Consider the following 10,523-nt stretch of genomic DNA (forward strand, 5'->3'; position numbering starts at 1 on the left):
CTCGGCGCTGGCCGCCCACGTGCCTCCGCCGGCGATCGCGGCCAACCGTTCCTTGTTGTCCGCGCTGATCGCGCGCAACTACTTCGGTCAGTACACCGCGGCGATCGGGGAGGTCGAGCGCCAGTACACGCAGATGTGGGCTCAAGACGCCACCGCGATGCACCACTACACCCGCTCGTCGTCGGCCGCGGCGACGCTCACCCCGTTCAGCCACCCGTCGCAGAACACCAACCCGGCCGGGCAGGCCGCCCAATCCGCCTCGGTTGCCCAGGCCACCGGCACGAGCACCGGATCGAGCCTGCCTTCGTGGCTGCAGCAGCTGCTCGGCAACGGCGACCTCGTCAACGGAGACGGCCTGCTCAGCCAGACGGCCGGTTACGGGGCACAGGCATTCGGCAACAGCACCGCCGCCTGGGCGGATATGGCCAATGCGCTCAGCAACGCCAACAACGGGGTCGGTCTGCTGACGTGGATGGCGGAAAACCCCGCCGGGCTCAGCGAGGTGCTGAACCCGCCGTTCCTGGGACCGTCCGCGTTGAGCTTCGGCGGGGCGGGGCTGACCAGCTTCAGCAGCCCAGCGCTGACCGCCGGCGCCGGCCAGGCGATCAAGATCGGTGCGTTGTCGGTGCCGCCGGCCTGGGCGATGCCGGCCTCGGCGATCACCCCCGCCTCCTTCACCCTGCCGGCCGCCAGCGTGCCTGCCGCTCCGGCCGTCGTCGGCGGCCTCCCGGGTGGAGCATTCGGCGAGACCATGCTGGGCACGCTGGCCGGGCGGGGCCTCGGCGGTGCGACGGCCCGCGCGGTTTCACGGCGCCGCAGTGTGGTGCCCCGGTCGCCCGCGGGCGGCTGACCCCCCATTCCGAAACCCGCACAGTCACCTACGAGAGGGCGAGAGACACCCATGGACTTTGCGCTGCTGCCGCCGGAAGTCAACTCCGGTCGGATGTACACCGGCGCCGGGGCGGGACCGATGCTGGCGGCAGCGGCGGGCTGGGACGAACTCTTCGCCGAGCTGGAGTCGGCCGCGGCCGGCTGTGCCTCGGTGGTCTCGGACCTGGCCGGCGAGCATTGGTCAGGTCCGGCGGCGGCGGCGATGGCGAGCGCGGCTCTCCTCTATGCGCGGTGGCTGCAGACGACTGCCGCCCAAGCCGAGCAGACCGCGATGCAGGCCAAGACGGCGGCGGCGGCCTTCGAGGCCGCGTTCGCCGCCACGGTGCCGCCCACCATGGTCGCCGCCAACCGGGCTTTGCTGGCGACGCTGGTGGCCACCAATTTCTTCGGACAGAACACCGCGGCGATCATGGCAGCCGAAGCCCAGTACGCCGAGATGTGGGCGCAAGACGCCGCCGCGATGTACGGATACGCGGAGGCTGCCTCGTCATCGACGAGCACCCTGACACCGTTCCGGGAGCCACCACCGACCACCAGCCCGGCCGGGCTGGCCGCGCAGGCCGGTGAGGTCGCCCATGCCGCCCTGGCTGCCCACGCCGCTGGCGCTCACGCCGCCGGCGCGCATGCCGCCGGCGCCCACGCTCTCTCCGCCGCCTCGCCGGCCACCGAGCTGAACCCGCTGGGCTCGACGGCGAGCGCATCGAATTTGCTGTCGTTTCTCGGCACTCCCGCCGGCGGTTTAACCGTGCAGGGGTTGAGCTACGTAGAGCTGGTGCCGGACTACGGTTTGAACATCCCGCTGAGTTACACCACGGCCTTTTACACCATTGGTACGAACGGTTTCGGTTACTTCAGGGAATTCCTCGTCCGCGGCGGGATCGCCGGTTACACCACCTTCACGGGGTTGGGGCCAATTAATGCCCTCTTCGGTTCTGCCGGGGCGAACGCGCTCGGGGGCCTGGGCAAGGCGGCCTTACTCGGCCCGTTCGCGGCGCTGGGCCAGGCGTCCTCGGTCGGGGCGGTGTCGGTGCCGCCGACCTGGGCCACGGCCGCCGCGGGCAGCGAGCCGGTGGCGATTTCCCTGGCGGCGGTCAATACCGGCGCCGCCCCGGCGGCCGCGGTCGGCCTGCCGCCGGGGATGGCGATGCAGGAAGCGATGATGGGCACGATGTCCGGGCGAGGCGCGCTCTCCGGTGCGACGGATCGCCGCCGCGGCAACGGCGACGATCGCGGCGACAAGGACGGGAAGGCGGGCGAGCGCTCGGCCGCTGCCTTGATCGCGCCCAGCGGCTGGCTGGCGTCGACCTGGGCCTACAGTAACCGCAGACGCCCGGAGCCGGATCCGTTGCCGCTCCCCCCGCAATGGCAAGAGGAGTTGGCCGCTTCGCAGTCCGCCTGGGGATGATCCGACGGCGGCAAGGCAAGGAGAGGCCCGAGGCTCAACCGCCGCCGCCGCCGCCGCCGGGCGGCAACGGGCAGTACGCGCCTCGGGCAAGGATCACGAAATCAACGGCCTGGCCCGGTGAGAGTTGGGGGTTCTCCTCTGCGACCGTTTGCACGGTTTCGGCAGGGGTGTGCCGCGTTTCAATGTAGGCGCAGACCGCTTTGCCGCTGGCGATGACCTGGTCCTCGCTCGGGTACTTGATGCCGACCTCGTTGAGTGCCTGCAGAAAGGCTGCGTCGCGGGGATCGTCGTCGGCGTACGCCGGAGCGCCCAGACCAATCGCGCCGGCCACCACCAACGCGGCCGTCAGCAGCTTCACCACGATCCGCTCCTGCCTGTACATCTGAGGTCACCGATTGCCTGGCAGCATACCGGCCGCTCGACTTTACCCTGGTGTGCGTCGATGGGGTGACTCATTTTCCGGTGGTGGTGTGCGGCGAGGGTGGGTTCGGCGGGCAATCCGCGGACGGGCACCGCTATCTTCGGACCGGGCCGGCCGGCGAGCGTAGACGACCCAGGTCAGGACCGCAGCGGCCGCATAGCACACCGTGAAGAAGCCGAACGCCGGCGTTACGCTGCCGGTACTGAGGTACGACTGCCGCATCGCCAGGCTGATCGCGAAGCCGCCGAGTGCGCCGAACGTCGCGACGAACCCGCCGACCAGCCCTGCCCTACCGTGTGACCAGCGGGGATCTCGTGTGCCGGCGTGTTCCACGCCGTGGCTGCGGGCCTCGAAAACGGTCGGGATCATCTTGTACACCGAGGCGTTGCCGACCCCGGCGAGGATGAACAGGACGATGAATCCGGTGATGTAGCCGGTTACCGCCGAGCCGGCGACAGGGCTGTGCTTGTCGTGGACGCCGATGCCGGTCAGCGCGGCGGCGACGAACATGGCAGCGAAGACCGTCACGGTGACGCGGCCGCCGCCGAATCGGTCGGCAAGCCGGCCGCCGTAAATCCGGGCCACCGACGCCAGCATCGGGCCGATGAAGGCGATCTGGGCGGCGTGCAGCGAGGCCTGCGCGGCGTCTTGTCCGTCGGTCATGAAGTTGAGCTGCAGCAGATGGCCGAATGCGAACGCATACCCGATAAACGAGCCGAAGGTGCCGAGGTAGAGCAGCGCTATCAACCAGGTGTGGCGATGGCGCAGAATCGACGAAAGGATCGACGGGAGGTGAGTCGCTGCTATCCGGTGCTGCGTGAGATCGTCCAGAAACAGCGTCGCCAGGATACCGACGATCGTTATCACCAGCAGATACACCGCACACACCCAGTACGGTTGCTGGTTGCCGGTTGCGGAGATGACCAGCAGCCCGGCCAGCTGGACCATCGGTACCCCTAGATTTGCCGCCCCGCCGATCAGCCCCAGCGCCGAGCCCTTGAGCCGGTGCGGGTAGAAGGCACTCGCGTTGGGTGTCGACGCCGCGAAATTCCCGCCACCCAGGCCGGTCAGTGCTGCGCACACCAGGTACGGCCAGAGCGGCAGCCCCGGCCGGGCGAGCAGCACCAGCGTGGTCCCGGTGGGGATCAGCAGGACGAATGCCGAGAATATCGTCCAGTTGCGGCCGCCGAAGGTCATCGCGGCCATCGAGTAGGGGAGGCGCAGGCATGCACCGACCAGGGTGGCGGTGGCGGCAAGCAGGAACTTGTCGCTGGTTGAAAAGCCATACACCTGATCGGGCATGAACAGCACCATCACCGACCAGAGTGACCACACCGAGTGGCCCAGGTGTACGGTCGCGACCGACCAGATCAGATTGCGCCGGGCGATGGCCCGGTTACCGGCCTCCCAGGCGGGCAACTCCTCGGGATCCCAATCCGCGATGCGATGTGAGCGTCTCATACCTACAGTCCTTCACCGTCGTCGGAGAACGAGCACCGTCGATCCGTCGGTGAGAGGGAATTGCCCGGCGGCCCCGGCATCGTCCACCCATCCGCGTGCTGGCGGGCGGTCTCCGTACTGCGTGACTGGCCCGTTCAGGCTAACGTGGTGGACGTGGCGTTTTCATCGCCGACACACCGCGTTAGCCGACACGAATCCGTCGTGTCCGATCCGCACTAGCTCGTCCAGGTTCGGTACCTTGACGCGCGGTCGCCCGTGCAGCGCGCCGGTCGCACGCTCGTAGCCGTCGATGGCCTTCCAATCGGCGTAGGTGACCAGGTTGCGCTGGCGCACGCTCAGCCAGTCGGCGAGCTTGTCGGCATGATCCGGACCGAAATCGGCCCGCCCGGAGCGGCAATTTGCCAGCAGGGTGTCGACGGTGGCCTGGGCGTCCTTCTCGTTGACGCCGATCACCCCGGTCGGGCCGCGCTTGATCCAGCCGACGACGTACTCGTTGCGGCTGCCCGCGATTCGGCCGTCGAGGCTGGGAATTGTTCCGCTGCGGAAGTCGAACGGCAGCCGTGGTATCGGTATGCCGCGGTAGCCGACCGAGCGCAGCACCAACTGGGTGGGCAGGTGTTCGCGCACGCCGGTGTCCTGGGCGGCCAGCCGCCCGTTGTCGTCGCCGGCCAGCCTGTTGCGGCCGAGTACGATCTCCTCGACTCTGCCGTCTCCTTTGATTTCGATCGGAGATGTCGAGAAACGGAACACGATTCGACGGTGTCCCGGCCGGGGCTCGCGCGCCGCGCACTCGCGCAGCACGTCGATGTTGCGCCCGCAGGTCTGGTCGGCCGCGTCGTCGTCGCCGATCACGTCCAGTTGAGCCGGGTCCAGCACCACGTCGCCGATCACGTCGAGTTGAGCCGGGTCCACCACCACGTCGACTTCTTCGAGATCGGCCAGCTCGCGCAGCTCCGGCGTGGTGAACGCGGCCTGCAGCGGCCCGCGCCGGCCGATGATCACCACCTCCTCCACGCCGCTGGACCGAAGCGAATCCAGCGCATGGTCGGCGATGTCAGTGCGCGCCAACGCGGCCGGGTCGGTGATCAGGATGCGCGCGACGTCGAGTGCGACGTTGCCGTTGCCGATGATTACAGCTCGGGCGCCCGATAGGTCCGGCGACACGTGCTCGAAGTGCGGGTGGGCGTTGTACCAGCCCACGAAGTCGGTCGCGGCGATGCTGCCGGGCAGATCCTCGCCGGGGATGTTCAGCGATCGGTCCGATTGTGCACCGACCGCGTAGATCACCGCGTCGTAGTGCTCGGCGAGTTCGGCGGCCTCGACGTGTTGGCCAACCACGATGTTGCCGAAAAACCGGAAGCGTGGGTCTTCGGCGGTCTTCCCGAATTTTGCACCGATCGCCTTGATCTCGGGGTGATCGGGCGCGACGCCGGACCGTACCAGACCGCACGGCGTGGGCAGCATCTCCAGCATGTCCACCGCGATGTCGATGTCCGGCGAGGAGTCGGCGGCCCTGAGCAGCGACGCCGCCGCGAAAAACCCGGACGGCCCGGATCCGACGATCGCGACGTGGTAGGGGCGCGCCTTCACGGGGCTGTCGCGGCGATCCAGTTGCCGGTGGCCGGGCAGGAGCCCGCTCAGGCCGAGCCGGGAGACCCTGCTCGCCGAAGCATTGTTTGCTCGACGGCTCATCTCGTTGATCGTCCTCGACCTGCTGGGCCGACAGTAGACGCCTGGAGTTTGTGGGGATACAAGGATACGTTGTGCCCGTCCGGGGTTACTGCCGATCGTCCGCGCAGTCGAACCGAGCCCCGATCGGAACCCTGGTCCGATGCGTTTCCGCCACGAGCGACGGGGCACTGACGCGTGCGGTCTGGCCGGTGAACTCAACGGCGTCTTGTGGCTCCACAACGTCACTGCCTCTACCCGGGATTCCTTGGACGGCGAATCATCAAACGTAGCGAAGGTCTCAACCGAGGAGTGGAGAAATGGTGGTGTTGCTCGCACAGCTTCATCGGTCGACCGGTTACCGTGCGGCGTGGGCGGTGTTCAGTCCCTGCCGCACATGGCGGTACCGAATCGTGCGTGTGTGGGATTCCGACAAGCCGCGGTTGTCATGGGTGATCCGCAACGGGTCCGGAGCCGATGAGCGCCATAGCGATCCGACTGTCCGCCGTTGTATGAGCTTCGCCCGCGGCTGGGGTTACGGCGGCGTCGATATAGCCCACCTGTACGGTCTGGTGTCGAACGAACCCGACGCGTTTACCAAATACCACTCCGACCGTGTCGGCCCCGACAATGATATGCACCTTGCCGCGGTGTGTTCTCAGAACGACCTGACTGTGCTCGCGTGGGGGCCCGAGACGGATATCGACCGTGCGCACACGGCGGTCCAGATGCTGTGGCGGTGTGCGAACCGTCGCGGCGGGTCTTTGGCTGTGTTGGGTTGGACCCATGATGCGCAGCCACTGCATCCCCTGCTGGCACCCAAAGACGCCGTACCTGAATGCGTGACCTTCCGCGGGTCCGGCTGGTATTTCCATGAGGCCGACGACCCACGTTGGGGATACCTATTGGCCGGTGCGGCGTGATTTCTGCTACGTCGACGACGGTGTCGCCCACCCGGCGGGCGATGCCCGGCATGGAACCGATCCGGCACTTCACCCAGCTGGTGCGGCACGCCATCGACCGATCTGCACGGGTAATCTGTAACATGCTGCCCCGCACCGGGTTTACGCCGGACATCATTGGGCTGGGCGCCAACTTGCGCCTTTCCCTCCGGCTTGCTGGCCTGTGTATCGACAGCTACGACGGGTCGAAAGGGGGGTGCGGTGATGGGTATTGAACGGACGGTGACGACGCGCAACGGTGTGGCATTGTCGGTGCGCGAACACGGTTCTCGAGACGCGGCGCACACGGTCGTGCTGCTGCACGGCTTCTGCCTGACCAAAGAGTCCTGGACCGTGCAGATCGATCACCTGCTTCGTCGATACGGTACCGGCATCCGGATCATCAGCTACGACCACCGCGGCCACGGCGACTCGGCGGCCGCACCGATGCACACCTACCAGGTCGATCAGCTCGCCACCGACCTCGCCGACGTGCTCGTGGCTCTCCAGGTCACAAGTCCGCTGACGCTGGCCGGGCATTCCATGGGCGGTATGGCGGCTCTGGCCTACCTCGGCCGACCCGTCGGGCAGCGACCTGTCCCAGCGGATGGGCTCGTCCTCGTCGCCACCGCGGCGGGCAGACTCACCGAACGCGGTCTGGGCCGGCTGTTGGCTCACCCCGGGGTCGACGTCCTCTACGAACTGGCGCGACATCTGCCTCACGCGGTCGCAGATCACGCCGCCCGAGCCCTCACCCGCCCGGTATGCGGAGCCCTGGCCGGCCGCGGCGGACACGACGACCTGGTTGACCGCGACGCGCGTATCGCCGCCTGCGGGGTGAACGTCCTGGCCACCCCGATCACAACGAAAGCCGGCTTTCTGCACGCCCTAGGTCGCTACGACCAGTACCGGACGCTGAGTGCTATCACCGCCACGACGGCCGTCATCAGCGGTGGCGCCGATAGGCTCACCCCGCCGATGCACGCCCGTGACCTGGCCCGGCAAATCCCCGGAGCGATGCACGTGCACCTGCCCGCCGCCGGGCACATGCTTCTCGACCAGGCGCCGCGCGTGATCAGCAACGCCATCATCGGGGTGATAGATGCGCGGAAGACCCGTACCACAAGACCCACCGCCAGGCCCGATCGCGGCAAGCAGGCGACCGGCGGATTCCCCGCGTTCCAGAGAGCCGGCTGATGTCAACGTCGCGGGTGCGTTCGACTTAATTCCGGACACTGTTCGACCCGCCGGGTGTGTCAACCCGGCCTGGCGGAAAGGGATCACGCCCATACGGCGGGCGCGCGGGGGGCCACACACGCCCACACACACAACGCCGGTTTGTGATTTGATTGGGCATGGCGCTCAGTTCCCGGATGCCCGAACTCGGCACATTCGAGGTCCTTCTCGCGGTCGCTCAGACCGGCAGTCTCGGCGCCGCCGCCCGCGAACTCGGGCTGACCCAACAAGCCGTGTCGGCGCGGCTGGCATCGATGGAAGCGCAGATCGGCGTGCGGTTGGCGGTCCGGACCACCCGCGGCTCACAACTGACGCCGACCGGCATCGTCGTTACCGAGTGGGCAGCCCGGCTGCTGGACGTCGCCCACGATGTCGATGCGGGACTGGGCTCGCTGCGAACGGAGAGCCGGCAACGGATAAGAATTGTGGCCAGCCAGACGATCGCCGAACAGTTGATGCCGCACTGGCTGGTGTCCTTGCAAAGCGCCGCTGCGCGGCGCGGCGGCACCGCCCCACACGTAATTCTGACCGCCACCAACAGTGAGAACGCAACCGCCTCGGTTCGCAACGGCACCGCCGACCTCGGATTCGTCGAAAACCCCGTGCCGCCCAGGGAGCTAGGCAGTTGCATCGTCGGGCGCGACGAACTGGTGGTGGTTGTGCCGCCGGACCACAAGTGGACGCGACGGTCACAGGGCGTGGGCGCCGCCGAACTAGCGCAAACCCCCTTGGTGGCCCGGGAGCCCCACTCCGGCATACGCGATTCACTCACGGTGGCCCTGAGCCGGGTGCTCGGCGACGACATACAACAAGCGCCGCCGGTGCTCGAATTGCCGACCGCCGCGGCTGTGCGCGCCGCCGTCCTCGACGGCGCGGGACCAGCGGTGATGAGCCGGCTGGCGGTGGCCGACGACCTCGCGACCGGACGACTCCGCTCCATCGCCACCCCCGAGTTGGACTTGCGGCGCGAGCTTCGTGCCATCTGGGTGGGCGGACGCACCCCACCCGCCGGAGCAACGCGAGATCTGCTCAGCCACATCAGGACCGGCCGGCGGTAAGTAGCCCCGCCCGGTACCGGTCGGCGAACTCGTCGGGCATCGCGGTATCCCACCACCCGCTTTAATCACAACCGTACCTTGTGACTCCACAACATCCAGACCGCTACCGCCGACACCGCGACGCGCCGATCATCGACTAGGTGACCTGCCCAGGCGCCGAAGCGCAGGTCGAGCAGCTATCGTTGCGGCGGGCATCAACCAGGTCGCCGCCGAAGGAGGGTTTGTGAGTATCCGTCGTCAACATGTTGCGATCGTGGGCTCTGGTCCGTCGGGGTTTTTCGCGGCCGCGTCGCTGCTCAAGGCCGCCGATTCGACGACCGGCGTCGACGTGGCGGTCGACATGCTGGAGATGCTGCCCACCCCGTGGGGTCTGGTGCGTTCCGGGGTGGCACCTGATCACCCCAAGATCAAGTCGATCAGCGCGCAGTTCGAAAAGACGGCCGCAGATCCCCGGTTCCGGTTTTTCGGCAACGTCGTGGTCGGCGAGCACGTCAGCACCGCCGAGCTTGCCGAACGCTACGACTCGGTGATCTACGCGGTCGGGGCTCAATCGGACCGCTCCCTGAACGTCCCCGGCGAAGAACTTCCCGGAAGCGTCGCTGCCGTCGATTTCGTCGGCTGGTACAATGCCCACCCGCATTTCGCCGAGCCGCATTTCGCCGCGATGCTTCCCGGTCTCTCGGGTGCTCGTGCGGTGGTGATCGGCAACGGCAACGTGGCCCTGGACGTCGCCCGCATTTTGGTGACCGATCCCGGCGTGCTGGCCTGCACCGACATCGCCGACCACGCGCTGGAAGCGCTGCGCCAGCGCGGGGTGGACGAGGTGGTGATCGTCGGCCGACGCGGCCCGTTGCAGGCCGCGTTCACCACCGTGGAGCTGCGTGAACTCGGCGAGCTCGACGGCGTCGACGTGGTCGTCGACCCAGCTGACGTCGATCCCATCAGCGACGACGACGCGGCCGCGGTGGGCAAGACCTGTAAGCAGAACATCAAGGTGCTGCGCGACTACGCCGGCCGCCAGCCGCGGCCGGGTCATCGCCGCATCGTGTTCCGATTTCTGGCGTCCCCCGTCGAAATCACCGGCGACGGCGCGGTCGAACACATCGTGTTGGGTCGCAACGAACTGATCCCCGACGAGGCCGGGCGGGTGGTGGCCAAAGACACCGGGATGCGCGAGCAGCTCCCCGCCCAGCTGGTGGTACGCGCGGTCGGCTACCGCGGCATATCCATTCCGGGCCTGCCCTATGACGCCAACCGCGGAACCATCCCGCACGACGGCGGCCGCATCGCCGGGCGGGGCAATGAGTACGTCGTCGGCTGGATCAAACGCGGCCCCACCGGGGTGATCGGCACGAACAAAAAAGATTCCCAAGACACCGTCGACACCCTGCTCGCTGACCTGTCGACGGCCGAACTGGCGGACGTCGGCGCGGACTACCCCG

General features: G+C 67.9%; 9 protein-coding genes. 6 read left to right on the plus strand and 3 right to left on the minus strand.

The window, feature by feature from the left end:
* Both AC2VOU_RS09920 and AC2VOU_RS09925 read left to right on the plus strand, forming a co-directional pair.
* Window positions 1-850: PPE family protein, SVP subgroup (locus AC2VOU_RS09920; protein ID WP_486957220.1), on the plus strand; the 850-nt coding region annotated here is incomplete at its 5' end.
* Window positions 851-901: 51 nt separating this feature from the next.
* Window positions 902-2,296 carry a PPE family protein gene (locus tag AC2VOU_RS09925; protein WP_486957221.1) on the plus strand — a complete coding sequence of 465 codons (1,395 nt, stop codon included), beginning with the start codon at window positions 902-904 and terminating at the stop codon, window positions 2,294-2,296.
* Between the two features lie 34 nt (window positions 2,297-2,330).
* Here AC2VOU_RS09925 and AC2VOU_RS09930 read toward each other — a convergent pair whose 3' ends face one another.
* The 3 genes from AC2VOU_RS09930 to AC2VOU_RS09940 all read right to left on the minus strand — a co-directional run bounded on the left by AC2VOU_RS09930 (window position 2,331) and on the right by AC2VOU_RS09940 (window position 5,870).
* Complete coding sequence (locus tag AC2VOU_RS09930) at window positions 2,331-2,678, minus strand: DUF732 domain-containing protein (protein WP_486957222.1); 348 nt, start codon at window positions 2,676-2,678, stop codon at window positions 2,331-2,333.
* A gap of 42 nt (window positions 2,679-2,720) precedes the next feature.
* A complete protein-coding gene (locus AC2VOU_RS09935; RefSeq protein ID WP_486957223.1) occupies window positions 2,721-4,178 on the minus strand; it encodes a nitrate/nitrite transporter in 1,458 nt (485 codons plus the stop codon).
* Between the two features lie 162 nt (window positions 4,179-4,340).
* On the minus strand, window positions 4,341-5,870 hold the full coding sequence (locus tag AC2VOU_RS09940) for an FAD-dependent oxidoreductase (protein ID WP_486957224.1): 1,530 nt from the start codon (window positions 5,868-5,870) through the stop codon (window positions 4,341-4,343).
* Window positions 5,871-6,166: 296 nt separating this feature from the next.
* Between AC2VOU_RS09940 and AC2VOU_RS09945 the strand changes: the two genes are divergently transcribed.
* From AC2VOU_RS09945 to AC2VOU_RS09960, 4 genes are all read left to right on the plus strand, one after another.
* Window positions 6,167-6,769 (plus strand): DUF1643 domain-containing protein, encoded by a 603-nt coding sequence (locus AC2VOU_RS09945; protein ID WP_486957225.1) that lies wholly within the window; start codon window positions 6,167-6,169, stop codon window positions 6,767-6,769.
* 243 nt (window positions 6,770-7,012) lie between these two features.
* Window positions 7,013-7,984, plus strand: a complete 972-nt coding sequence (locus tag AC2VOU_RS09950; RefSeq protein ID WP_486957226.1) for an alpha/beta fold hydrolase — start codon at window positions 7,013-7,015, stop codon at window positions 7,982-7,984.
* A 158-nt stretch (window positions 7,985-8,142) separates the two neighbouring features.
* Window positions 8,143-9,081 carry a LysR family transcriptional regulator gene (locus AC2VOU_RS09955; protein ID WP_486957227.1) on the plus strand — a complete coding sequence of 313 codons (939 nt, stop codon included), beginning with the start codon at window positions 8,143-8,145 and terminating at the stop codon, window positions 9,079-9,081.
* A 229-nt stretch (window positions 9,082-9,310) separates the two neighbouring features.
* Window positions 9,311-10,523: FAD-dependent oxidoreductase (locus tag AC2VOU_RS09960; RefSeq protein ID WP_486957228.1), on the plus strand; the 1,213-nt coding region annotated here is incomplete at its 3' end.

Source organism: Mycobacterium sp. TH-M25 (genome assembly GCF_057473665.1).